General features: G+C 70.9%; 22 protein-coding genes and 1 tRNA gene. 13 read left to right on the forward strand and 10 right to left on the reverse strand.

Annotated elements, in window-relative coordinates; genetic code table 11:
• Positions 1-219: 219 nt before the first annotated feature.
• On the reverse strand, positions 220-1,545 hold the full coding sequence (locus ACFWRV_RS12310; RefSeq protein ID WP_384332308.1) for a sensor histidine kinase: 1,326 nt from the start codon (positions 1,543-1,545) through the stop codon (positions 220-222).
• Between the two features lie 394 nt (positions 1,546-1,939).
• Here ACFWRV_RS12310 and ACFWRV_RS12315 point away from each other — a divergent pair.
• The 6 genes from ACFWRV_RS12315 to ACFWRV_RS12340 all read left to right on the forward strand — a co-directional run bounded on the left by ACFWRV_RS12315 (position 1,940) and on the right by ACFWRV_RS12340 (position 6,854).
• Positions 1,940-2,012: transfer RNA gene (locus tag ACFWRV_RS12315), tRNA-Gln, on the forward strand.
• 109 nt (positions 2,013-2,121) lie between these two features.
• A complete protein-coding gene (gene glmU, locus ACFWRV_RS12320) occupies positions 2,122-3,570 on the forward strand; it encodes a bifunctional UDP-N-acetylglucosamine diphosphorylase/glucosamine-1-phosphate N-acetyltransferase GlmU (RefSeq protein ID WP_384332311.1) in 1,449 nt (482 codons plus the stop codon).
• A 120-nt stretch (positions 3,571-3,690) separates the two neighbouring features.
• Positions 3,691-4,668 (forward strand): ribose-phosphate diphosphokinase, encoded by a 978-nt coding sequence (locus ACFWRV_RS12325; RefSeq protein ID WP_015609053.1) that lies wholly within the window; start codon positions 3,691-3,693, stop codon positions 4,666-4,668.
• A 219-nt stretch (positions 4,669-4,887) separates the two neighbouring features.
• Positions 4,888-5,478, forward strand: a complete 591-nt coding sequence (locus tag ACFWRV_RS12330) for a 50S ribosomal protein L25/general stress protein Ctc (RefSeq protein ID WP_384332314.1) — start codon at positions 4,888-4,890, stop codon at positions 5,476-5,478.
• A 139-nt stretch (positions 5,479-5,617) separates the two neighbouring features.
• On the forward strand, positions 5,618-6,211 hold the full coding sequence (gene pth, locus ACFWRV_RS12335) for an aminoacyl-tRNA hydrolase (RefSeq protein ID WP_384332317.1): 594 nt from the start codon (positions 5,618-5,620) through the stop codon (positions 6,209-6,211).
• A 172-nt stretch (positions 6,212-6,383) separates the two neighbouring features.
• Complete coding sequence (locus tag ACFWRV_RS12340; RefSeq protein WP_384332320.1) at positions 6,384-6,854, forward strand: hypothetical protein; 471 nt, start codon at positions 6,384-6,386, stop codon at positions 6,852-6,854.
• A gap of 28 nt (positions 6,855-6,882) precedes the next feature.
• Here ACFWRV_RS12340 and ppc read toward each other — a convergent pair whose 3' ends face one another.
• Complete coding sequence (ppc, locus tag ACFWRV_RS12345; protein WP_384332323.1) at positions 6,883-9,612, reverse strand: phosphoenolpyruvate carboxylase; 2,730 nt, start codon at positions 9,610-9,612, stop codon at positions 6,883-6,885.
• Positions 9,613-10,011: 399 nt separating this feature from the next.
• Here ppc and ACFWRV_RS12350 point away from each other — a divergent pair, with 399 nt between their 5' ends.
• From ACFWRV_RS12350 to ACFWRV_RS12360, 3 genes are all read left to right on the forward strand, one after another.
• The gene (locus ACFWRV_RS12350; protein ID WP_384332326.1) at positions 10,012-10,995 is read left to right on the forward strand and encodes an acyl-CoA desaturase; all 984 of its coding nucleotides are present in this window, start codon (positions 10,012-10,014) and stop codon (positions 10,993-10,995) included.
• Positions 10,992-11,678, forward strand: a complete 687-nt coding sequence (locus ACFWRV_RS12355; RefSeq protein ID WP_024263574.1) for a TetR/AcrR family transcriptional regulator — start codon at positions 10,992-10,994, stop codon at positions 11,676-11,678. Before ACFWRV_RS12350 ends, ACFWRV_RS12355 begins: the two co-directional genes overlap by 4 nt.
• A gap of 102 nt (positions 11,679-11,780) precedes the next feature.
• Positions 11,781-12,383, forward strand: coding sequence for a Uma2 family endonuclease (locus tag ACFWRV_RS12360; RefSeq protein WP_384332411.1), 603 nt, complete (start codon positions 11,781-11,783; stop codon positions 12,381-12,383).
• A 3-nt stretch (positions 12,384-12,386) separates the two neighbouring features.
• Here the strand turns inward: ACFWRV_RS12360 and ACFWRV_RS12365 are convergent, their stop codons facing one another.
• Both ACFWRV_RS12365 and ACFWRV_RS12370 read right to left on the reverse strand, forming a co-directional pair.
• A complete protein-coding gene (locus tag ACFWRV_RS12365) occupies positions 12,387-12,767 on the reverse strand; it encodes a VOC family protein (protein WP_384332329.1) in 381 nt (126 codons plus the stop codon).
• Entirely contained in the window at positions 12,767-13,576 is an 810-nt protein-coding gene (locus ACFWRV_RS12370; protein ID WP_384332332.1) for a trans-aconitate 2-methyltransferase, read from the reverse strand. Before ACFWRV_RS12370 ends, ACFWRV_RS12365 begins: the two co-directional genes overlap by 1 nt.
• 88 nt (positions 13,577-13,664) lie before the next feature.
• Here ACFWRV_RS12370 and ACFWRV_RS12375 point away from each other — a divergent pair, with 88 nt between their 5' ends.
• Positions 13,665-14,162, forward strand: a complete 498-nt coding sequence (locus ACFWRV_RS12375) for a MarR family winged helix-turn-helix transcriptional regulator (protein WP_047177062.1) — start codon at positions 13,665-13,667, stop codon at positions 14,160-14,162.
• On the opposite strand, the gene ACFWRV_RS12380 is transcribed toward ACFWRV_RS12375, so the two are convergent.
• Positions 14,118-14,903, reverse strand: coding sequence for a LuxR C-terminal-related transcriptional regulator (locus ACFWRV_RS12380; RefSeq protein WP_384332335.1), 786 nt, complete (start codon positions 14,901-14,903; stop codon positions 14,118-14,120). The genes ACFWRV_RS12375 and ACFWRV_RS12380 overlap by 45 nt on opposite strands.
• 245 nt (positions 14,904-15,148) lie before the next feature.
• Here ACFWRV_RS12380 and ACFWRV_RS12385 point away from each other — a divergent pair, with 245 nt between their 5' ends.
• The gene (locus ACFWRV_RS12385; RefSeq protein ID WP_384332338.1) at positions 15,149-15,589 is read left to right on the forward strand and encodes a GNAT family N-acetyltransferase; all 441 of its coding nucleotides are present in this window, start codon (positions 15,149-15,151) and stop codon (positions 15,587-15,589) included.
• A gap of 33 nt (positions 15,590-15,622) precedes the next feature.
• On the opposite strand, the gene galK is transcribed toward ACFWRV_RS12385, so the two are convergent.
• From galK to galT, 3 genes are read right to left on the reverse strand one after another with little or no spacing between them, the layout of a single operon-like run.
• Positions 15,623-16,864 carry a galactokinase gene (gene galK, locus ACFWRV_RS12390; protein ID WP_384332341.1) on the reverse strand — a complete coding sequence of 414 codons (1,242 nt, stop codon included), beginning with the start codon at positions 16,862-16,864 and terminating at the stop codon, positions 15,623-15,625.
• Positions 16,861-17,859 (reverse strand): UDP-glucose 4-epimerase GalE, encoded by a 999-nt coding sequence (galE, locus tag ACFWRV_RS12395; RefSeq protein ID WP_384332344.1) that lies wholly within the window; start codon positions 17,857-17,859, stop codon positions 16,861-16,863. Before galE ends, galK begins: the two co-directional genes overlap by 4 nt.
• Positions 17,856-18,899 (reverse strand): galactose-1-phosphate uridylyltransferase, encoded by a 1,044-nt coding sequence (gene galT / locus ACFWRV_RS12400; RefSeq protein WP_384332347.1) that lies wholly within the window; start codon positions 18,897-18,899, stop codon positions 17,856-17,858. The genes galE and galT overlap by 4 nt, the downstream gene beginning before the upstream one ends.
• A gap of 215 nt (positions 18,900-19,114) precedes the next feature.
• Between galT and ACFWRV_RS12405 the strand changes: the two genes are divergently transcribed.
• The gene (locus tag ACFWRV_RS12405; RefSeq protein WP_384332350.1) at positions 19,115-20,785 is read left to right on the forward strand and encodes a sodium:solute symporter family protein; all 1,671 of its coding nucleotides are present in this window, start codon (positions 19,115-19,117) and stop codon (positions 20,783-20,785) included.
• A 15-nt stretch (positions 20,786-20,800) separates the two neighbouring features.
• Positions 20,801-21,103 (forward strand): hypothetical protein, encoded by a 303-nt coding sequence (locus ACFWRV_RS12410; protein WP_384332352.1) that lies wholly within the window; start codon positions 20,801-20,803, stop codon positions 21,101-21,103.
• A gap of 63 nt (positions 21,104-21,166) precedes the next feature.
• Here ACFWRV_RS12410 and ACFWRV_RS12415 read toward each other — a convergent pair whose 3' ends face one another.
• Complete coding sequence (locus tag ACFWRV_RS12415) at positions 21,167-21,877, reverse strand: response regulator transcription factor (protein WP_384332354.1); 711 nt, start codon at positions 21,875-21,877, stop codon at positions 21,167-21,169.
• Positions 21,878-22,130: 253 nt separating this feature from the next.
• Entirely contained in the window at positions 22,131-24,041 is a 1,911-nt protein-coding gene (locus tag ACFWRV_RS12420; RefSeq protein ID WP_384332357.1) for a PQQ-binding-like beta-propeller repeat protein, read from the reverse strand.
• Positions 24,042-24,050 lie beyond the last annotated feature (9 nt).

Raw genomic sequence — 24,050 nt, forward strand, 5'->3', positions numbered from 1 at the left:
ACTTCCCGGACACGGAGGGGTCGCCGCTCCCCACGCCCAGGGTTCCGTCCTCAATCGCCGGACGGGCTGAAATTACTGCCGGCCTCACGCGTCGGACGGGCTGAAATTACCGCCGTCCCCACGCGCCGGGCGGACTGACATGGCTGCCGGCCTCACGCGTCGGACGGGCTGACATGGCTGCCGGCCTCACGCGCCGGACGGGCTGAGGTACGGCCGGCCTCACGCGGCGCCCGAGCCGGCCGGGAGGACCGCCGAGACCCGGAAGCCCCCCGCGTCCGTGGGGCCGGACACGAACACACCCCCCAGCCCCAGCACCCGCTCCCGCATCCCCACCAACCCGTTCCCCCCGCTCGGCAGCCCCGCGTCCGCCGCCGCCGAGTCCGACGGCCCGTTCTCCACCTGCATCGCGACCTCCGCCTCCCGATGCGCGAGCCGCACCCACGTCTTCGCGCCCGCCGCATGCTTGTGCACGTTCGTCAGCGCCTCCTGCACCACCCGGAACGCGGTCTGCTCGACCTCCGGCGGATACGCCCGCAGCTCGCCGTCGACCGACAGCTCCACCACCATCCCCGCCTGCCGCGACTGCGCCACCAACGCCTCCAGCTCGTGCAGCCGGGGCCCGTCCTCCGACGCGGCGATCGAGGCGGCAGCGGCGGCCGCCTGCCGCACCGACGCCAACGGAACCGCCCCCGCGGCGGCGGGCGCCGTCAGCGCGTCCCCGGTGCGCAGCACCCCGAGCATCTCGCGCAGCTCCGTGAGCGCCTGCCGGCCCATGTCCCCAACCAGCGCCGCGTTGCGCACCGCCTTCGCCGGGTCCTTCGGCGCGACGGCCTGGAGGGCGGCGGCGTGGACCACCATCAGGCTCACCCGGTGGGCGACCACGTCGTGCATCTCCCGGGCGATCCGGGTCCGCTCCTCCGTACGCGCCCACTCGGCCCGCTCCTCGGCCCGGTCAGCGAGCAGCGACAGCTCCCGCTCCAGCGAATCGGCCCGCTCCCGCAGGCTCTCCATCAGCCGGCGCCTGGCCCCTATGTAGAGGCCGAACAGCACGGACGGGGCCGTGAGCCCCACCGCCATGAAGACGGACATCAGAGGGACGTACCAGTCCCCCGGCCCGAAGTCCGCCTGCTCGGCGACGGTCTGCCGCAGCCGTACGTACGTGATGATGAACGTCCCCACCAGCGCCATCCCCGCCAGCACGACGGTGATCCGGCGCGGCACCTCCGACGCGGCCAGCGTGTACAGGCCGATCAGCAGCATCAGGAAGCCCATCTCGGCGGGCGTCAGCGCGATCGTCACCAGCACCACGGCGATCGGCCACCGCCGCCGGATCAGCAGCACCGAACCGGCAAGAAGCCCGAACACCACGCCCACCGGCACCGGAATCCCGGTGTTCCGGGCGAACTCCACCCCCTCCAGGCCACACTCCAGCGCCGATACCAGCGCAAGTCCCACGTCCAGGGCGACACTGCGTCGCCGCTCCCACCACCAGTAGCCGCGGGTGGTCGATCCCGCCGCCTCCCGGTCTGCCCCCGTTGCGGTCATGGCATCCAGCCTACGGGCGGACGCATCTCATTTTCGGGTGACCGGCAACAGCACGTTCCGCATTCGAACATGCACGAAACGCACGCCGATCGCCTGAAATGGCGAATCGACCGCACTTTCGATCCGGACGTTCGCCTTTCGGACGACGATCACCGCATGACGGAAACCACAAGCAAGTACGCCGCCTTCGAGGGCTTACGCACCCGTGCGGTGGCGCTGCGCCGGGCGGGCCTCAGCGTCCGGCAGATCAGGGACCGAGACCTGTCGCGGCCGCCTTGTCATCCAGGTGACCAAGAGCGCCGAGCTCTGTCGTCGCGTAGAAGGTGCTTGGTACGGCATAGTGTTGGGTGCCGATCCGGTGAACCGACACGATGTCCGGTTTAGTCGGAATTAGTCCCCCATGGTGTAATCAGGCAGCACTGCGGTTTTTGGTACCGTCTGTTCAGGTTCAAATCCTGATGGGGGAGCTTCGGCATGCGGGCCCCGACCACACCGGTCGGGGCCCGCCCCCATTCCCCGCCGAAACACCCCCGGTATCCTGCGGATGACCACCACCCGAAGCCGAAGGGCACATCCGTGAGCGCAACCAGCCCGGCAGCCGTCGTCGTCCTCGCAGCGGGTGAGGGCACCCGTATGAAGTCGAAGACCCCCAAGGTTCTGCACGAGATCTCCGGGCGCTCGCTCGTCGGACATGTCGTCGCCGCCGCCCGTGAGCTGGACCCCCAGCACCTCGTCGTGGTCGTCGGACACGCCAGTGAGCAGGTCACCGCGCACCTGAACGCCGGCGACGCCCCCGTGCGCACCGCCTTCCAGGCCGAGCAGAACGGCACCGGGCACGCCGTCCGCATGGGGCTCGAAGAGCTCGGCGGGGCCGTCGAGGGCACCGTGATCGTCGTCTGCGGCGACACCCCGCTGCTGTCCGGCGAGACGCTCGGCGCGCTCGCCGCCACCCACGCCGCCGACGCCAACGCGGTCACCGTCCTGAGCGCCGAGGTCCCGGACTCCACCGGTTACGGGCGCATCGTGCGTGACCCCGCCACCGGCGCGGTCACCGAGATCGTCGAGCACAAGGACGCCACCGACGAGCAGCGGGCGATCCAGGAGATCAACTCCGGGGTGTTCGCGTTCGACGGGCGGCTGCTGGGCGACGCGCTGGGCAAGGTGCGCACCGACAACAGCCAGGGCGAGGAGTACCTCACCGATGTGCTGTCGATCCTGCGTGAGGCAGGGCACCGGGTCGGGGCGTCCGTGGCGGGCGACCACCGCGAGATCCTCGGCATCAACAACCGGCTGCAGCTGGCCGAGGCGCGCCGGCTGCTGAACGAGCGGCTGCTGGAGCGGGCGATGCTCGCGGGCGTGACCGTGGTGGACCCGGCGTCCACGCTGATCGACGCGACCGTGACGTACGAGCGGGACGCCGTCGTGCATCCGGGGACGCAGCTGCTCGGTACCACCCATCTCGCGGAGGACAGCGAAGTGGGGCCGAACGCGCGGATCGAGGACACCGTCGTCGGCGCGGGCGCCCGGGTCGACAACTCCGTGACGCTCTCGGCCGAGGTCGGGGCGGGGGCGTCGGTGGGCCCGTACGCCTACCTGCGGCCGGGGACCCGGCTGGGGACGAAGGCCAAGGCCGGTACGTACGTGGAGATGAAGAACGCGACGATCGGGGAAGGGACCAAGGTCCCGCATCTCAGTTACGTCGGTGACGCGACGATCGGCGATCACACCAACATCGGTGCGGCGAGCGTCTTCGTGAACTACGACGGCGTCGCCAAGCACCACACGACGATCGGTTCTCACTGCCGTACCGGTTCGGACAATATGTTTGTGGCACCGGTCACGGTCGGGGACGGGGTCTACACCGCCGCCGGGTCGGTCATCACGAAGGATGTGCCCGCCGGTTCGCTGGCCGTGGCGCGGGGCCAGCAGCGGAATATCGAGGGTTGGGTGGCCCGGAAGCGTCCGGGCAGTGCCGCCGCGCAGGCCGCTCAGGCGTCGTCGCAGGAGCGCGACGGGCAAAGCTGACCGGAAACAGGTGCGCCGGTGACGGCGTACCGTGATAGATGCTCACCCCATTTCGGCTGGCTCGTTGCACATCGGGACCTATGCGTGCAGCGCCAGATACACGTCTGAGGAGACTGTGCTGTGACCGGGATCAAGACGACCGGCGAGAAGAAACTGATGCTCTTCTCCGGCCGCGCCCACCCCGAGCTGGCCGAGGAGGTCGCCCATCAGCTGGGAGTCGGTCTCGTGCCGACGAAGGCGTTCGATTTCGCCAACGGTGAGATCTATGTGCGGTTCCAGGAGTCGGCACGTGGCGCGGACTGCTTCCTGATCCAGAGCCACACGGCTCCGATCAACAAGTGGATCATGGAGCAGCTGATCATGCTGGACGCGCTGAAGCGCGCGTCGGCCCGTTCCATCACGGTGATCGTGCCGTTCTACGGGTACGCCCGTCAGGACAAGAAGCACCGTGGTCGTGAGCCGATCTCGGCCCGCATGGTGGCGGACCTGATGGCGACGGCGGGTGCGGACCGGATCCTCACCGTCGATCTGCACACGGACCAGATCCAGGGCTTCTTCGACGGCCCGGTGGACCACCTGTTCGCGCTGCCGATCCTGGCGGACTACGTGGGTGCGAAGGTCGACCGCTCCAAGCTGACGATCGTGTCGCCGGACGCGGGCCGCGTGCGGGTCGCCGACCGCTGGTGCGACCGGCTGGACGCGCCGCTGGCGATCGTGCACAAGCGCCGCGACAAGGACGTGCCCAACCAGGTCTCCGTCCACGAGGTCGTGGGCAACGTCGAGGGCCGGGTCTGTGTGCTGGTCGACGACATGATCGACACCGGTGGGACGATCTGCGCCGCCGCGGACGCGCTGTTCGCGCACGGTGCGGAGGACGTCATCGTGACGGCGACGCACGGGGTGCTGTCGGGTCCGGCGGCCGACCGGCTGAAGAACTCGAAGGTGAGCGAGTTCGTGTTCACGGACACGCTGCCGACGCCGGGTGAGCTGGAGCTGGACAAGATCACGGTGCTCTCGATCGCGCCGACGATCGCGCGTGCGGTGCGTGAGGTGTTCGAGGACGGTTCGGTGACGAGCCTCTTCGAGGAGCAGGGCTGACAGCAGGGCTCACAGGGGCGCCGACCGCCCTCTGGTGATCCACTTTGGGGTGCGGCCTCCCCGCCGGGTAGACTCAGCGAGTTGCTCGGCGAGGGAGGCCGTACCTGTGTGTACGGCGGTCCGTTATCGACGCGCTCTTCGTAGCAGGCCTGTCGTGGGCCGGGTGACCGTTCGTGTTCCGTCTCCCGACGGCTCACCCACCTGACGAGGAGTGCAACCATGGCTGAGATCAAGCTCGCCACCGAGGTCCGTACCGAGTTCGGCAAGGGCGCTGCCCGCCGTGTCCGTCGTGCCAACCAGGTTCCCGGTGTCGTTTACGGCCACGGCGCCGAGCCGGTCCACATCACCCTGCCCGGCCACGAGCTGCTGCTCGCGCTGCGTACGGCCAACGTGCTGATCGGTCTGAAGCTCGACGGCAAGGACGCGCTGGTCATCCCGAAGGCTGTGCAGCGTCACCCCCTCAAGGGCACCATCGAGCACGTCGACCTGCTGACCGTGAAGCGCGGCGAGAAGGTCGAGGTCGAGATCGCGGTGCACGCCGAGGGCGACCTGGCGCCGGGCGCCAACCTGCTGGAGTTCGTCCAGAACACGCTGCTCGTCGAGGCCGAGGCCACCCACATCCCCGAGTCCGTGACGGTCTCCGTCGCGGGCCTGGACGCCGGTGACTCGATCGTCGCCAAGGACATCGCGCTGCCCAAGGGCTCCACGCTGGCCGGTGACGAGGACGCCATCGTGATCCAGGTCGTCGCTGCGCAGGCCGAGGAGCCCGCCGCGGGCGAGGACGCCGAAGCCGAGACCGCCGAGGCCTGAGCCTCACCGCTCTCCGTCGCTCCGGCTCCGGCCGCGTGACGTGTTCCACCTGCTTGACTGACGGGGTGGTGGTTCCCTTCCGGGAGCCACCGCCCCGTTTGCCTGTGCCGTAAGCCGTATGTGAGGAGACCGAGCGCTGATGTCCGACGCCACCGACCCCTGGCTCATCGTGGGCCTGGGCAATCCCGGTCCCGACTACGCGGCGAACCGGCACAACGTCGGGTTCATGGTGGCCGATCTGCTGGCGACGCGGATCGGCGGGAAGTTCAAGCGGGCGCAGAAGGCGCAGGCGCAGGTCCTGGAGGGCCGGGTCGGTCCGCCGGGTCCGGCGAGCCGGCGGGTGGTCCTGGTGAAGCCGATGTCGTACATGAATCTGTCGGGCGGCCCGGTGACGGCGCTGCGGGACTTCTACAAGGTGCCGATGGATCATGTCGTGGCGGTCCATGACGAGTTGGACGTCGACTACGGGGCGCTGCGGCTGAAGCTGGGCGGCGGGGACAACGGGCACAACGGCCTGAAGTCGATGACGAAGGCGATGGGGCCGGAATATCACCGGGTGCGGTTCGGGATCGGGCGGCCGCCGGGGCGGATGCAGGTCGCGGATTTCGTGCTGAAGGACTTCTCGTCGACGGAGCGCAAGGAGTTGGCGTTCCTGGTGGACCGGTCGGCGGACGCGGTGGAGTGTCTGCTGGCGGAGGGGCTGGAGCGGGCGCAGAGCGCGTACAACTCCTGAGCGACGGGCAGCGACGGGCAGCGGCGGGCAGCTCCCCCTTCCCGCGCACACCTCCTGAGCGACGGGCGGCTCCCTCCTTCCCGCGCACAACTCCTGACATTCCCATCCCTGGTGGGGCGTTTTTCGGCCATAGGTTGACCGGGGGTGCGGGTCTGGCCAAGGATCTGCCCCCATGAAGCGGAGCTCTTCCCACCGTGCGGCGGTGGCCGGGCGGCAGGTGGCCATGGGCCTGGTCGTCCTGGTGCTGCTGGTCGCGGGTGTGTGGTCGTCGTGGGACGCCGCGCACCACATCGTTCTGGCCAAGGGCCGTGAGCACGGCACGGTGACGGTGACGGGGTGCGGCGACGCCACGTGCACCGCCTCGTTCGAGCCGGACGCGGTGTCGCGGGACCTCGGGCGGGTGACCGTGGACCGGTCGGTCGCGGCGCGGGAGGGGGATCGTTTCCCCGTGGTGGTGAAGCCCGGTTCCGATGCGGTGGTCCGCACGGGGATGCCGGGCTTTCTGCATGCCTGGGTGCCGCTGGGCGGGGCGATGCTGCTGGCCGCGTTCGTGATCGGCGGCGGGCTGCGGATGGGGCGCACGGCGTGGGGTGTCGGAACGGCGGGGGCGGCCCTGCTGGTGGCGACGTTCGTCGCGCTGTAGCAGGACCGCCCGTTTCCTTACGCGGTACTCAGCCGGTGTTGCGCAGGCCCGCCGCGACGCCGTTGACGGTGAGCAGCAGGGCGCGGGCGAGGAGCGGGTCGGGCTCGTCGCCCCGCTCGGCGGCCTGGCGCTGGCGGGCGAGCAGGGATACCTGGAGGTAGGAGATCGGGTCCAGGTAGGCGTCGCGGATTCCGAAGGTCTGCTGGAGCACCGGGCTGGTGCCGAGCAGTTCGGTGGAGCCGGTGACCTTGAGGACTTCCCGGACGGTCAGCGCGTGCTCGGCCTCGATGGCGTCGAAGACGTGCTTCAGCTCGTCGGGGACGAGCGTGTCGACGTAGTGCCGGGCGATGCGCAGGTCGGTCTTGGCGAGCGTCATCTCGACGTTGGAGATGAAGTTCCGGAAGAAGTGCCAGTGCTCGTGCATCTCGTCGAGGACGGTGTCGAGTCCGGCCTCGCGCAGGGCCTTGAGGCCGGAGCCGACGCCGAACCAGCCCGGAACGATCTGGCGGGACTGGGTCCAGCCGAAGACCCACGGGATGGCGCGGAGGCCGTCGAGCGAGACGCCCGAGCCCGGGCGGCGGGAGGGCCGCGAACCCAGGTGCAGGTCGGCGAGCTGGTCCACCGGGGTGGAGGCGAGGAAGTACGCGGGCAGGTCGGGGTCCTCGACGAGCTTGCGGTAGGCGCCGTGGGCGGCGTCGGAGACCGTGTCCATGGCCGCGTCCCAGCGGGCGAGGGCCTCGTCGGACTGGCGGGGCGCGGTGTGCAGCGCGGAGGCCTGGAGGGTGGCCGCGACCGTCAGTTCCAGGTTCTCGCGGGCGAGGGCGGGGATGAGGTACTTGTCGGAGATGACCTCGCCCTGCTCGGTCACCTTGATCTCGCCCTCCAGCGTGCCCCAGGGCTGGGCGAGGATCGCGTCGTGGGAGGGGCCGCCGCCGCGGCCGACGGTGCCGCCGCGGCCGTGGAAGAGGCGCAGGCGGACCCCGTAGCGGTGGGCGACGTCGCGCAGACGGCGCTGGGCGCGGTGGATCTCCCACTGGGAGGTGGTGATGCCGCCGAACTTGGAAGAGTCGCTGTAGCCGAGCATGACCTCCTGGACGTCGCCGCGCAGGGAGACGAGGCGTCGGTAGGAGGGGTCGGCGAGCATCGCGTCGAGGATGACGTCGGCGGCCTTGAGCTCGTCGGTGGTCTCCAGGAGCGGGACGATGCCGATCTTGGCCCAGCCGGCGTGCAGGTCGATCAGTCCGGCCTCGCGGGCGAGGACGGCGGCGGCGAAGACGTCGTCGGCGCCCTGGCACATGGAGATGATGTAGGACTCGATGACTTCGGGGCCGAAGCGTTCGAAGGCCTGCTTGATGGTGTGGAAGACGCCGAGGGTCTTCTCGCCGGCCGCGTCGAGCGGGGCGGGGGTGGGGGCCAGCGGCCGGCGGGAGCGCAGTTCCTTGGCGAGGAGCTTCTGCCGGTAGTCGCGGGGCATGTCGGCGTAGCGCCAGGACTCCTCGCCGAGCCGGTCGAAGAGCTGGCCGAGGGCGTGGTGGTGGGCGTCGGCGTGCTCGCGTACGTCCATGGTGGCGAGCTGGAGGCCGAAGGCGGCCAGGGTGCGGATGGTGCGGTCCATCCGGCCGTCGGCGAAGAGGCCGCCCTTGTGCTCGCGCAGGGAGGTCTGGATGAGCTCCAGGTCGGCGAGGAGCTCGGCGGTGCCGAGGTAGTCGCAGCCGGGGCGGTGGGGGGTGCCCTCGGCGAGGCGCTCGCGGGTGTTGACGAGCTTCTGCCGGATGCAGGTGGCCTTGAGGCGGTAGGGCTCTTCGGCGTTCAGCCGCTTGTAGCGGGGGCTGATGCCGGGGAGGCGTTCCAGGTCGGCCTGGAGGGAGGTGAGGAGTTCCTCGGTGGCTCCGGCGTAGCGGATGGAGTTGGAGAGGAGGCCGCGGAGGTGGTCGATCATCTCCAGGGCGTCGGTGATGCCGTGCTCGTGCTGGAGGATCAGGACGTCCCAGGTGACGGACGGCGTGACGTTGGGGTTGCCGTCGCGGTCGCCGCCGATCCAGGTGCCGAAGGTGAGGGGGCGGGTGCCGGCGGGCAGTTCGACGCCGACGCGGTCCAGCTCGGCGGCGAGGTCCTCCAGGACGTCTCCGACGGCGCCTGTGTGGAGTTCGTCGAGGTAGTAGATGGCGTTGCGGGCCTCGTCGGCGGGCTCCGGGCGGACTACACGGAGTTCGTCGGTCTGCCAGATGAGGTCGATGTTCTCGGCGAGGCGGAGGTCCAGGCGACGGCGGTCGGCCTCGATGGCCGGGGTCTCCAGGAGGGCCGCGATGCGGCGGAGCTTGTTGAGGACCGAGCGGCGGGCGGCCTCGGTGGGGTGAGCGGTGAAGACGGGGCGGACGTTGAGGTTCTTGACCGTCTCGCGCAGGTGCTCGGGGTCGGCGTCCTTGAGGCGGTCGGCGGTGCGGGCCAGGAGGCCGCCCTCGGCCGAGCGGCGGTCGCGCATCTCGTGGGCGCGGTGGACCTGCTCGGTGACGTTGGCGAGGTGGAAGTAGGTGGAGAAGGCGCGCACGAGCTGCGCCGCGGTCTCCAGGTCCGTGTCGCCGAGGAGCTCGGCGGCGGCCTCGCCGTCGGTGCGGGTCAGGGCGCGGACCCGCTCGACGAGGTCGAGGAGCTCCTGGCCCTCCTGGCGTACGAGGGTCTCGCCGAGGAGGTCGCCGAGGCGGCGGATGTCGGCGCGCAGCGCGGGGCTGGCGGCAGGGGTCTGGTCGGCACTGCTCACAGTGTGCGGCTCCTTGCAGTGAATGAGGAGGTGCGTTCGCTTCGCCGTCCCCCGTTGCGTGGTGGTGGGGACGGGTGGCGGGGTCCGGGGCCCTGCGGCTGGCAGCGGTGCTGTCGCCACGCCCCGACGAGCGGGTGCGGACCGCGCTGTCCGACGCTCCCAGGATAGGTGTCGTCGCAGGCGGCGTGTCCGTTGCCCCGACGGGGATCGCGGTCGCCGCCCGGGACACCCGGGCCACTGTCCCCTTACCCAGAGGGCGGGCGGGGTACCGCGCGGGACGGGCTGGAGCGGCCTCTCGTGTTGTGGGGCCCGTCACTGCCATACTTACCAAGCCGTAGGTTACGGAACCGTAGCCACGGCCGTCCGCGTCTCCTCCCTCACCCTCAGAGGTATCCCCCCATGCCGAGCACTCCCCCCGTGATCGACGAGACCGAGCCTCCCGGGGCGGCCGGGGCGTCGCCCGCCGCCACGCTGGGCGGCGACAAGAAGCGGTCGATCGAGCAGTTCGCGCTGCTGGCGTTCATCGTGGTGCCGTTCGTGGCCCTGGTCGCGGCGGTGCCGCTGGCGTGGGGGTGGGGCGTCAGCTGGCTGGACGTGGGGCTGCTCGTGGCGATGTACTTCATCGGCTGCCACGGGATCACGATCGGCTTCCACCGGTACTTCACGCACGGTTCGTTCAAGGCGAAGCGCCCGTTGCGGATCGCGCTGGCCGTGATGGGTTCGCTGGCGGTGGAGGGGCCCCTGGTGCGGTGGGTGGCCGATCACCGCAAGCACCACCGGTTCTCGGACGCGGAGGGGGACCCGCATTCGCCGTGGCGGTTCGGGGAGAGCCTGCCGGCCCTGATGAAGGGGCTGTGGTGGGCGCACATCGCGTGGATGTTCGACGAGGAGCAGACGCCGCAGCAGAAGTACGCCCCCGACCTGGTCAAGGACCCGGCGATCCGGGCGGTCTCGCGTCACTTCCTGACCTTCACGATCGTCTCGCTGGCGATTCCGCCGCTGGTGGGCGGTCTGGTGACGATGTCGTGGTGGGGCGCGGCGACGGCGTTCTTCTGGGGTTCGCTGGTCCGCGTGGCACTGCTGCACCACGTGACCTGGTCGATCAACTCGATCTGCCACGCGGTGGGCAAGCGCCCCTTCAAGTCGCGTGACCGGTCGGGGAACGTGTGGTGGCTGGCGGTCCTGTCGTGCGGCGAGTCGTGGCACAACCTGCACCACGCGGAACCGACGAGCGCCCGGCACGGGGTGATGCGGGGGCAGATCGACTCCAGCGCCCGGCTGATCCGCTGGTTCGAGAAGCTGGGCTGGGCCACGGACGTACGGTGGCCGGATGCGGCGCGTATCGACTCCCGGCGCACGTCCGCACCGGCCGACGCGGCATGATTGACGACGTGGCGACCGACTCCAGCACGAGCAGCGAGAAGAACAGGACTCCCCCCTCCCGCCGGGCCCGGCGGGTCCGGATGACGGGGAAGGAGCGCCGCGAGCAGCTGCTGGACATCGGGCGCGCCCTGTTCGCCGACAAGGGTTTCGAGGGCACGTCGGTGGAGGAGATCGCGGCGCGCGCCGGGGTGTCCAAGCCGGTGGTGTACGAGCACTTCGGCGGCAAGGAGGGCCTGTACGCGGTGGTGGTCGACCGCGAGATGCGCCAGTTGCTGGACATGGTGACCGGGGCGCTCACGGCGGGGCACCCGCGCGAGCTGCTGGAGCAGGCGGCGTTCGCGCTGCTGGACTACATCGAGTCGTACACGGACGGTTTCCGGATCCTGGTGCGGGATTCGCCGGTGGCGCAGTCGACGGGCACGTTCGCCTCGCTGATCAGCGATATCGCCACGCAGGTGGAGGACATCCTGGGCCTGGAGTTCAAGGCCCGCGGCTTCGACCCGAAGCTGGCTCCGCTGTACGCGCAGGCGCTGGTGGGGATGGTGGCGCTGACGGGCCAGTGGTGGCTGGACGTGCGCAAGCCCAAGAAGGCGGAGGTCGCCGCCCACCTGGTGAACCTGTGCTGGCACGGGCTGGAGAACCTGGAGTCGAAGCCGCGGCTGATAGGGCACCGGAAGAGCTGATCGCGTAACCCTTCCGCACGTCGTCACCCGTTGTGATGACGGGTGCGGATTTCCCGCCGTAGTGTGGTCGGCAGGGCAGAGGATTCGTCCATGGGAGGAACCATGACCGCCGAGCCGACCACCGCGCACAGCTCCCGCTGGCCGGTGCCCCCGCAGGACGGATACACCGTGGACGATCTGTTCACGCTGCCCGATCTCCCGCCGCACACAGAGCTGATCGACGGGAGCCTGGTTTTCGTGAGTCCGCAGCGAGACTTTCACAGCACGATGATCGATCTGCTGGTGACGGGACTCCGCAGTACGGCACCGCCTGAGGTGAAGGTCCGCCGCGAGATGACCGTGGTGCTGGACCGGCGGAACGGGCCGGAGCCCGACGTCTCCGTCGTACGAACCGAGGCGGTCACCGGGCCGGACGTGACCCGGTACCAGGCCGCCGACGTCCTCCTCGCCGTGGAGGTCGTCTCCCCCGACTCCGAGGCCCGCGACCGTGAGGCCAAGCCGCACAAGTACGCCACCGCAGGCATCCCGCACTTCTGGCTGGTCGAGATGACCGGCACCGACCAGCACCCCGTCGTGCGGGTCTACGAGCTGGACCCGGTGACGAAGGCGTACGCGCTGACCGGGATCCATCACGACCGGCTGAAGACGGGTGTGCCGTTCCCGGTGGACCTCGACATCTCGGCGGAAGCGCTCAAGGAGCTGTAGGTCTCACAGGGCGTCCGGCTCCAGGAACTCCAGCCGGTTGCCGACCGGATCCTGGGCGTAGAAGCGGCGGTGGCCTGGGAGGTTGTCGTCCCATTCCGTGGTGACGCCGCGGCCCTCCAGGCGTGCCGCGTACGCCTCGATTCCGGTGACGCGCAGGCCCGGGTGGGCCTTCTTCGCGGGGCGGAAGTCCTCCTCGATGCCCAGGTGGAGCTGGACCGGTCCGGCGGCGAACCAGCAGCCGCCGCGGGCGGCGAGCAGCGGGGGTTTCGGGATCTCCGTCATGCCCAGGGCGTCGGCGTAGAAGGTGCGCAGGGCGTCCTCGGACCCGGCCGGGGCGGCGAGCTGTACGTGGTCGACGGCGGTGAGGCCCACGCGGGCGGTCATCACTTCTCCTTGCGGGCGATGGCGAAGATGCGGCGGAACGGGAAGACCGTGCCGTACGGGCCGGGTGGGTATGCGTCGCGGAGCAGGTCGCGGTATTCGGTGAGGAACGCGTCGCGGGCCGCCGGATCGTCGGCCAGTGCGGTGAGGACGGGGCGCAGGGCGGTGCCCTTGACCCAGTCGAGGACCGCGTCGTCGCCGTGCAGGGTCTGGAGGTAGGTGGTCTCCCAGACGTCCGCCGTGCAGCCGAGGTCCCGCAGGCGGGTGAGGTAGTCGGTCGGTTCCAGGACCGAGGCGGTGCGGTCGCCGACGCCGTGGAGCAGGGGACGCCAGTGGTCGGCTTCGCGGAGGCCGGCCAGGAGGGTGTGGCTGGGGGCGGTGAAGTTGTTGGGTACCTGGAAGGCGAGGGTGCCGCCGGGGGCGAGGGCGTCGAGCCAGCGGGGGAAGTGTTCGGCGTGGCCGGGGATCCACTGGAGTGCGGAGGTGGAGACGATCAGGCCGTACGTCTCGGTGGGCTCCCAAGTCGCGGCGTCGGCCTCGGCGAAGTCGAGCAGGGGCGGCCGGGCGTGGACGGCGGCCTCGGCGAGCATCTCGCGCGAGGTGTCGTAGCCGGTGATCCGGGCGTTCGGCCAGCGGTCGGCGAGGAGCGTGGTGACGTTGCCCGCGCCGCAGCCGAGGTCGGCGATGCGGGGTGCGGGGTGGCCGGGGAGGTCGCCGATGCGGGCCAGGAGGTCGTGGAAGGGGCGGGTCCGGTGGTCCGCGTGACGCAGGTACTGCTGCGGATCCCAGGCGGGCTGGTCGGGTGAGGTCATGAGAACAGGATCACGTCGCGAATCTCTTGATGTCAAGACACTTGAATTCAAGAGACTTCATGTCGAGGGACCCTCTACACTGATCGACATGGAGGACGAGGTCGACCGACTGGTCGCTGCATGGCGCCGCGAGCGCCCCGACCTCGACGTGGAACCACTCGAGGTGCTCAGCCGCGTCTCCCGTCTGGCACGCCACCTCGACCGGGCCCGCCGCATAGCCTTCTCCGAGCACAACCTGGAGCCGTGGGAGTTCGACGTACTCACCTCGCTGCGCCGGGCCGGCGCCCCGTATCAGCTCTCCCCCGGGCAGCTCCTCACCCAGACGCTGGTCACCTCGGGCACGATGACCAACCGCATCGACCGGCTCACCAAGAAGAACCTCGTCGAGCGGCTGCCCGACCCCAGCGACCGGCGCGGCGTCCTCGTCCGCCTGACGGCCGAAGGGCGGGACAAGGCCGACCAGTCGCTGGCCGGACTCCTCGACCAGGAGCGCGCCATCCTCGGCGAGCTCTCCCGCCAGCAGCGCGGCGAACTGGCCGGTCTACTGCGCCAGTTGACCGCCCCGTTCGACAACATCCCGACCTAGCGGACCCGTCGCCGGATCGGCGGGTCCGACGCCCGCCCGGCGGGCCAGCGCCACCGCCGCCAGCGTCGAGTGCACCCCCAGCTTGCCCAGCACGTTCTGCATATGGGTGCGCACCGTGTGCGGGGACAGGAACAGCCGCTCGGCGACCGCCTTGCGGCCGAGCCCGGCCACCATGCAGCGCAGCACCTCGCGCTCCCGGGGCGTCAGCGACTCCACCAGCCGCTCGCTCTCGGTGCGGTGCTTGCGGGCCGCGGTCAACTCCCGCAGTACGCCGGTGAGCAGGGCGGGCGGCAGATGCGTCTCGTCGCGCAGCACACCCCGGATCACCGACAGCAGCCGTTGCAGCGAGCAGTCCTTGGCCACCCAGCCCGAGGCCCCCGCCTGGAGCGCCCGGGCGGCGGCCCGCGGGTCGTCCTTCTCGGCGAGCACCACCGACCGCACGGCGGGCCGGCCGGCGCGGACCCCGGCGACCAGCGAGATGCCGTCGACGACGCCCGCGCCTTCCTCCCGGGGCGCGGGGACGGCGGGCGTCCCACCGCTTGTCAGGGCGCCCAACTCGGCGTCCACCAGGAGCACGTCGTAACCACGCCCCTCGGCCACCGCACGCTCCAGCGCACGCAGCGCGGCCGGGCCACTGCCCGCCGCGGAGACGTCGACGTCCGGTTCGGCCGCGAGGGCCGCCGCGAGCGACTCGGCGAAGATGCGGTGGTCGTCGACCACGAGAACCCTGATACGCGCCACAGAACCCCCATCGGTGGGGGCGGACAGCTGCGGGTACGGCGTCCGGGGCGTCGCTGCGGCCTGCCGTGCCGACGGCCGCCGCCGCCGAACCGCCTGCCGCCCTGCCCCGGGCGCCGTACCCGGCTCTCTCGCTCCCCTGAATCGGCACCGGCCCCCACCGGTGCTGAGCATCAGCGTACGGGCGGGGGCCGCAGGGGGAAGGCGATTCGATGAACTGGTTGCCTGAAGTGTTTAGGGTGTGCTTCATGTTCCGTCTTGAGACAGAAGTAGACAGAGAACGTCGCATTCTGCTGAGCGGGCGTCTGCACGGGGACAACGTCGCGGCTTCGGCCGGCCTGCGTGCGCTGCTCTCCACCTCCGCCGAGCACGAAGTGCCTCTGGAGGTGTGGGCGTCGGACGAGCACGGGGCCCTGGTCGGCGGGCTGACCGGGCGGACCTGGGCGTACTGGCTGCACGTCGACCTGCTCTGGGTCGACGCCCCGCACCGGGGCTCCGGCCTCGGCGCGCGTCTGCTCGCCGAGGCCGAACGGACCGCCCGCACCGAGCGCGCCTGCACCCGCTCGCGGCTGGAGACCTGGGACTTCCAGGCCCCCGGCTTCTACCGCGGGCAGGGGTACGAGGAGATCGGCCGGGTCACGGACTACCCGCCCGGTGTCACCGAGTTCATCCTGGTCAAGGACCTGTGAGCGCGGGACACCGGAACGGGCTCGGGACCGGGCTCAGCGCAGGCGGCGCGCCCCGGCCGACGGGATGGCGTCGAAGATCCCCGGGGCCGCGTGTCCGGCCGCCGCGAACGCCTCGCTGACGGCCTTGGCGACGGCGTGGGCCGCCGCCTCCTCCACCAGGACGACCGCCGAGCCGCCGAAACCGCCGCCGGTCATCCGCGCACCGAGCGCCCCGGCCGCGTTCGCCGCCTCGACCACCAGGTCCAGCTCGGGGCAGGAGACCCGCAGATCGTCGCGGAGCGAGACATGGCCCGCGTTCAGGACGGGTCCCGCGGCGCGGACGTCGCCCGCGTCGAGCAGCGCGATGACCTGCTCGACCCGGTGGTTGTCGCCGACGACATGGCGCACGTAGCGCACGACGGACTCGTCCGCACCGGCGTCGGCGAGGGTGGTGAGCGCCGTGGCGAGGTTCTCGTACGGGAGGTCGCGGAGCATCGGTATGCCGAGCAGCCGGGCGCCCTCCTCGCAGCCGGCCCGGCGCTCCGCGTACGCCCCGTCGCCCAGCGCGTGCTTCACGCGGGTGTCGACGACCAGGAGCGTCAGGCCCTGGGAGGCGAGGTCGAAGGGGACCTGGCGCAGGGAGAGGTCGCGGGTGTCCAGATGGAGGGCGTGGCCCTCGGTGCAGCAGGCCGAGGCCATCTGGTCCATGATCCCGCAGGGCACGCCGACGAAGTCGTTCTCGGCGCGGCGGCCGACGACGGCGAGTTCGGCGCCGCTCAGGCCCAGTTCGAAGAGGTCGTCGAGGGCCAGCGCGGTGACGATTTCGAGCGCGGCGGAGGAGGAGAGCCCGGCGCCCGTGGGCACGGTGGAGGTCAGCGCGATGTCCGCGCCGGTGACCGGGTGGCCGGCCTCGCGCAGCGCCCAGACCACCCCGGCGGGGTAGGCGGCCCAGCCGTGGCCGGAGTGCGGGACGAGTTCGTCGACGCGCAGCGAGACGACGCCGCCGGGGACGTCCGTGGAGTAGAGGCGCAGCACGCCGTCGTCGCGGCGGGAGACGGCGGCGACGGCGGTGTGCGGGAGGGCGAGCGGCATGACGAAGCCGTCGTTGAAGTCGGTGTACTCGCCGATCAGGTTCACCCGACCGGGTGCCGCCCAGATGCCGTCGGGCTCGCTTCCGTACAGCTCGGCGAAGGTGACGGCGGGGTCGGCCCCGGGCGGCCGAACGGCGGTCCCGTACGGCTCGGTGGTCCCGGACGGCTCCGCGGCGGACGCGGTCGGCTCGGTGGTCTGGGTCATGGGGTGGTCGTGTCCTCTCGGCGGGCGAACTGCCAGGCGTCGGCGATGATTCCGGCCAGATCGGCGCGGGAGGGCTGCCAGCCGAGGCGCTCGATCGCGGTGGCGGCGGAGGCGACGAGGACGGCCGGGTCGCCGCCGCGGCGGGGGGCGGCGGTCTCGGGGACCGGGTGGCCGGTGACCTTGCGGACGGTCTCGATGACCTCGCGGACCGAGAAGCCGTTGCCGTTGCCGAGGTTGCAGATCAGATGCTCGCCGGGGGCGGCGGCGGTGAGGGCCAGCAGATGGGCGTCGGCGAGGTCGGCGACGTGGATGTAGTCGCGGACGCAGGTGCCGTCCGGGGTGGGGTAGTCGTCGCCGTAGACGTTGATCGACTCGCGCTGCCCCAGGGCCACTTGGAGGACCAGCGGGATCAGGTGGGACTCGGGACTGTGGCGTTCGCCGCAACTGCCGTAGGCCCCGGCCACGTTGAAGTAGCGCAGCGAGACGGCGGCCAGTCCGTGGGCGGTGGCCTCGCCGCTGATCATGTGGTCGACGGCGAGCTTGGACGCGCCGTAGGGGCTGGTGGGAGCGGTCGGGTCGGTCTCGGTGATGGGGCTGGAGACCGGTTCGCCGTAGGTGGCGGCGGTGGAGGAGAAGACGAGGGTGCGCACGCCGTGCTCGCGCATCGCGGCGAGCAGGGCGGTGGTGCCGCCGACGTTGTTGACCCAGTACTTCTCCGGGTCGACGACGGACTCGCCGACCTGGGAGAACGCGGCGAAGTGCAGGACGCCGTCGTAGGAGGGGTCCAGGTGGCGGGCGGCGTCCTGGATGCGGCCCTCGACGAAGGCGGCGCCGGCCGGGACGCCCGCACGGAAGCCGGTGGAGAGGTCGTCGAGGACGGTCACCGTGTGCCCGGCCTCCAGCAGGTGCTGGGCGACGACGCTGCCGACGTATCCGGCACCGCCGGTGACCAGGTACTTCTTGCGGTCGTTACGGACGTTCTGGGGGGTGCTCACTGGCTCGCTACCTCTCGCAGTCGCTCGGCCGCGGCCTCCGGCGGCACGTCGTTGACGAACACGCTCATGCCGGACTCGGAGCCCGCGAGGAACTTCAGCTTGCCGGAGGTCCGGCGAATGGTGAAAAGCTCCAGGTGCACGGCGAAGTCCTCCCGGCCGTCGATCCCGAACGGCGCCTGGTGCCAGGCGGAGATGTACGGGGTCGGCGGCTCGCCGGATCCGAAGATCCGGTCGAAGCGCCTCAAGAGTTCCAGATAGACCTGTGGGAACTCCGTCCGCGCGTCCTCGTCCAGCCCTCGCAGGTCGGGGACGCGGCGGCGGGGGTGGAGGTGGACCTCGTAGGGCCAGTGCGCCGCGTACGGGACGAAGGCGATCCAGTGGTCGGTGGCGAGGACGACGCGCGATCCGTCCTTCTCCTCGCGGGCGACCACGTCGTCGAAGAGGTTGCCACCCGTCTCCTCACGGTGGCGGGCGGCCGAGCGGAGCATCAGTTCGGTGCGCGGGGTGACGAAGGGGTAGCCGTAGATCTGGCCGTGCGGGTGGCCGAGGGTGACGCCGATCTCGGCGCCGCGGTTCTCGAAGCAGAAGACCTGGGTGACCTGGTCGAGTGCGGCGAGGGCGGCGGTCCGGTCGGTCCAGGCGGCGAGAACGAGCGCGGCCTGCTCCTCGGTGAGGTCGGCGAAGGACGCGTCGTGGTCGGAGGTGAAGCAGACGACCTCGCAGCGGCCGGAGTCGCCGGCGAGGGAGGGGAAGCGGTTCTCGAAGACCGCGACGTCGTAGTGGTCGTCGGGGATCTCGCTGTGCCGCCCCTCCCGGGTGGGGCACAGCGGGCAGGCGTCGGCCGGCGGGTGATAGGTGCGGGCCTGGCGGTGCGAGGCGATGGCGACCGCGTCGCCGAGCAGCGGATCGCGGCGGATCTCGGACGAGGTCGAGACGGGGTCCAGGGGGCGCCGGTCGACGGCGTCGCGGACGGTGTCGTCCGCGGCGTCGTAGTAGATCAGCTCACGGCCGTCGGCGAGGGTCGTAACCGTCTTCTTCACCAGGGTCCTCCACCAGATCCTCCCAACATAATCGCACATAACAAATCACAAGCAAACACCTGCGTCAACGCCCGAGGCCCCGGGGCCGCATACCCGGACAATCACCCGCACTCGATCACGATCGAACAAAGAACCCCAACGAGACTGTTCATTTCTCGAACATGACGGCGTAAGTTCCGTCGGGTTAAGTTCGCGATACGAAGCGAGTACCCCCCATGCAGACACTGGCCGAAGGGCTTCGGCTCCCCACGAACGGGCTCGACTACGCCATCCTGGCGATCTACTTCGTCGTCGTACTCGGCATCGGCTTCGCGGCCCGTGCCAGCGTGAAGACGAGCCTCGACTTCTTCCTCTCCGGACGGTCCCTGCCCGCCTGGGTGACCGGGCTCGCCTTCGTCGCGGCGAACCTCGGCGCCACCGAGATCCTCGGCATGGCGGCCACCGGCGCGCAGTACGGCGTCGCGGTGGTGCACTGGTACTGGATCGGCGCGATCCCCGCCATGGTCTTCCTCGGCCTGGTGATGATGCCGTTCTACTACCGCTCCAAGGTGCGCTCCGTGCCGGAGTTCCTGCTCCAGCGGTTCGACAAGTCCGCCCACCTGCTGAGCTCCGTGCTCTTCGCCTTCGCGGCGATCCTCATCGCGGGCGTCAACCTCTACGCCCTGTCGATCGTCGTGGAGGCGCTCCTCGGCTGGCCGCAGTGGGTCGCGATCGTCGTCGCGGGCCTGTTCGTGCTGGTCTACATCACGATCGGCGGGCTCTCCTCGGCGATCTACAACGAGGTGCTCCAGTTCTTCGTCATCCTCGCCGCGCTGATCCCCCTCACCGTCCTCGGCCTGAAGCGGGTCGGCGGCTGGGACGCCATGAGCGACTCGCTGACGAAGCAGCACGGCGGGGACTTCATGACCGCCTGGGGCGGCACCGGCATCGGTGACGCCAACCCGCTGGGCGCCAACTGGCTGACGATCATCCTCGGCCTCGGCTTCGTGCTGTCCTTCGGCTACTGGACGACGAACTTCGCCGAGGTGCAGCGCGCGCTGTCCGCGAAGAACCTCTCCGCCGCCAAGCGCACCCCGCTGATCGCCGCCTTCCCGAAGATCTTCATCGTCTTCGCGGTGATGATCCCGGGCCTGGTCGCCGCCGTCATCGTGCCCAAGATCGGCACCCCGGACTCCGACATCACCTACAACGACGCGATACCCCTGCTCATGCAGGAACTGCTGCCCAACGGTGTGCTCGGCATCGCGGTGACCGGTCTGCTCGCCGCGTTCATGGCGGGCATGGCGGCCAACGTGTCCTCGTTCAACACGGTGTTCACCACCGACATCTGGCAGCGGTACGTGGTGAAGGACAAGCCGGACACGTACTACCTGCGCTTCGGGCGGCTGATCACGGCGATCGGCGTACTGGCCTCGATCGGCACGGCGTTCATCGCCGCCAGCTTCTCGAACATCATGAGCTACCTCCAGACGCTGTTCTCGTTCTTCAACGTCCCGATGTTCGTCGTCTTCATCATCGGCATGTTCTGGAAGCGCGCCTCGATGAAGTCCGGCGTCTGGGGCCTGGTCGCGGGCACCGCCGCCGCGATGATCAACTACTTCTGGATCTACAAGGGCGGGATCATCGACATCCCGTCCGACCAGGGCGCCAACTTCGTCTCCGCGATCGTCGGATTCGTCGCCGGAGCCGTCGTCATGGTCGTCGTCACCCTCTTCACCGCGCCGAAGCCCGAAGCGGAACTGGCCGGCCTGGTGTACGGGACCGAGTCGCCGGACGCCGACGAGGCACCGGACGAGGCGGACAGCGCCTGGTACCGCAAGCCGGCCCTGCTCGGCTGGGGCGCGATCGTGCTCGCCGCCGCGTGCTACATCCCCTACTCGTTCTGATCGGAGGAACTCACCATGTCCGACCTGCACAAGGAAGTCTCCGAACTGGAGCGCAAGTCCGCGACCGCGGCCCGTCTCTTCGACATCCGGCGGATCATCGGCGGCCTGTTCGTGGTCTACGGAGTGATCGTCACCATCGCCGGCATCAGTCCGTCCGACGCCGACCTGAAGAAGGCGGAGGGCGTCCACATCAACCTGTGGACGGGCCTCGCCATGCTGGCGCTCGGCCTGTTCTTCCTGGCCTGGATGAAGCTGCGCCCGGCCCAGGCCCCGGCGGCCCCGGAGCCGGAACCGGAGCCGGGGCCCGACGCGGGCTGACCCGTCGGCCGCCCGCCGCCGGTCCGCCCGCCACCCGCCGCCACGTCCCGCAGGGGCCGTCCGTCACCCGCTCTGCCCGGGGACGTACGGCCCCTGCGGCGTGCTGCCGTTCCCCGCGGCCCGCTCCAGCAGTCCCGTACGGGCGGCGAGGGCGGCCGCCTCCAGCCGGGAGCCGACCCCGAGCTTCATCAGGACCCGCTGGACATGGGTGCGGGCGGTGCTCGGGGCGATGTCCATCCCGGCCGCGATGAGCCGGGTGCCCTCGCCCTCGGCGACCCGCACCAGCACCTCCGCCTCGCGCGGGGTGAGCATCCGCAGCAGCCGCCGGCCCTCGTCGTCGGGCTGGGCGGCCGGGTTGAGCAGCTCGGCGAAGGCCCCCCGCAGCAGCTGCGGGGCGATGGCGCTCTCCCCCGCCCGCGCCTTGAGCATGGCCCGCTCGACGCCCTCGATGCGCTCGTCGTGCCGGACGTACCCGGCGGCCCCGGCGGCGAACGCCGCGGCGATCCCGCGCGGGCTGGGCACCGGCCCGAGGACCACCACCGCCACCTGCGGGCGCTCCTGGCCGATGCGCGTGATCGGGTCGAAGACCCCGGGGGCGGCGGGCGATGCCGTGCCGAACAGGCAGACCTCCGGGGCCCTGCTGACCACCAGTTCCGCGGCCCCGGACGTCGGCGCGGCCGCCGCGAGCACCCGGTGCCCGCGGAGTTTCAGCGCCGAGGCGAGTGCCTCGGCGAGCAGACGGTGATCATCGACCACCATGAGCCGCACGCCCATCGGTCCTCAGCCCCCAAAGCCCTGTCCGCCCGGCCCCCCGGACTCCTGCCCCGGCAAGGTACACGCTTGGTCGACGCCGCGCGGCGCTTACGTCGGAGAAGCCCCCCGAAGTGCCGAATTCTGCACCATTCGGGGCTCGTTGACTGCTGCCCGGTGATCACTTCACCGGCGGAAAACGACCGGCCCTGCCGGTCGGTGATCGACCGGCAGGGCCTGGCGGGTGTCCCTCGCTGCTCGTGGCGGCGAGCGGCGGTCAGTCGGCGCGGTAGCCGACGACGAGGTAGAGCTTGTCGTCGCCGTCGACGGTGCTGCGCTTGCTGATCAGGGTCTTCGACTTGAAGAAGTGACCCTCGGAGTAGAGGAGTTCGGAGTGGTCGGTGGTGAACCGACCCTCCGCCTCACGGACCGCCTCGTCGCTCGGGTTCTCCATCAGCAGGGTCTGCTTGAAGGTCTCGCCGTCGATGGAGACGATCTGGCCGCCCTTGTCGTAGGGGGGCTCCTTGTACGCGATGATGTTGGTGCCGTCCATGCGGAGCGGGACCAGGCTGTAGCGGTCACCGGCGTCGGCCCGGCTGCCGAGGAGTTTCCCGGTGGTCAGGTCGAAGGCGACGACCTCGTTGGTCTCGCCGTACTCACTGGTGCCGTCGTGGTTCTCGGTCGGCAGGTAGAGCCGGTTGTTGCCGACGGTCATGCTCCGGCAGCCCTCGACCTCGGTGGAGGCGCAACGGCCCGCGTACTGCTCGGCGTCGGCGGGGATGCGCACGATCAGCTTGCCGGTCGCCGCGTCGATCGAGAAGAAGTCGGAGATGCCGCTGCCGTCGCCGGCGGTGTCGCCGACATCGGCCGCGACCACCAGCGGCTTGGCGGAGACGATGGCGGCGTAGTCGATGCCCGCGGGCATCTTGTACGAGGACAGCGGGGCGCCGTCCTTCGGGTTCAGTGCCTCCACGGCGAGCTGCGGGCTGTCCATCTCGCCGCACCTGCGGACCACGGCCAGGGCCTCGCCGCCCGCGTAGCCGAGGTCGTAGCAGCCGTCCGCGCCGACCTTCGGCTTCCAGAGCTCGGCGCCGTCGGCCAGGTTGAAGCCCGCGCCGCCCGAGGTGCCGCCCGCGGCGACGGTGGTCCCGCTGAGCGTGACCTCGTCGAAGCGGACCTGCTGGTCACCGCCGGTGGAGGAGGTGACGCCCTTGCTCCACAGGAGCTTGCCGGCGGCCATGTCGATCACGCCGACCTGGTTGCACGACGGGTACTTGTCCTCCTTGGTCGCCTTCTTCTCCTCGAAGACGACGGCGGTCCTGTAGTCCTTGCTCATGTGCCGGGAGGCGGAGCAGACCTCGCCGGGCAGCGGGACGGACCAGAGCTCGGTGCCCTTGTCGCGGTCGTAGGCGGTGATCTCGGCGACGCCGGACTTCACGTACGCCTTGTCGGTGAGCCAGGAGCCCTCGACCGTGGTGATGTCGCCGACCTCCGGCTCCGGAAGCTGGAAGGCGACCGCGGACTTGGTGCTGGCGGGCGCCTTCTCCTTGCCGCCGGCCAGGCCGCCGTCCTCGCCGCCCTTGGCCTCGCCGCCGTTGGAGCCGGACGAGGAGGCCTCGTTGCCGCCCTTGTCGTCACCGGCGGTGGTGGAGTAGATGACCCCGGCGCCGATGATCAGCACCACGGCGACGGCCGCGGCGACGATGATCTGCATCTGGGTGGAGAACTTCTTGCCGCCGTCGGCGCCCGGCTGCGGGGCCCCGTACTGCGGGTGCATCGGCTGGGTCGGGTAGCCGTAACCCTGCTGCGGCATCCCCGGGTGGCCGTGCTGTCCGCCGGGCCCCTGCGGGTAGCCGTAACCCTGCTGCGGGGCCTGCGGGTAGCCGTACCCGTTGGGCTGCGGCGCGGGCGGGGTGGGGTAGCCGCCGACGGGCGGGGGCGGCGGGGCGCCGTACCCCCCGGCGGGCGGGTCCTGCGGCGCGGCGGGCGGCTGCTGGGGCTGCTTGCCGAAGGGGTCCGCGGGCGGCGGAGTCGGCTGGCCGAACCCTCCCGGCGGCGGGTCCTGCGGCGCGCCGAACCCGCCCGAGGGCGGCCCGGACGGCGGACCGGCGGGCGGCGGCGGGGGCGTGTTCGGTGCTCCCGGGGGCGTGTCCGACGGCTCGTTGGGCGGCTGGGGCGGCTGGGTCATGGCGTGCGT

Origin of the sequence: Streptomyces sp. NPDC058576 (genome assembly GCF_042718715.1) — a bacterium.
Lineage (GTDB): Bacteria > Actinomycetota > Actinomycetes > Streptomycetales > Streptomycetaceae > Streptomyces.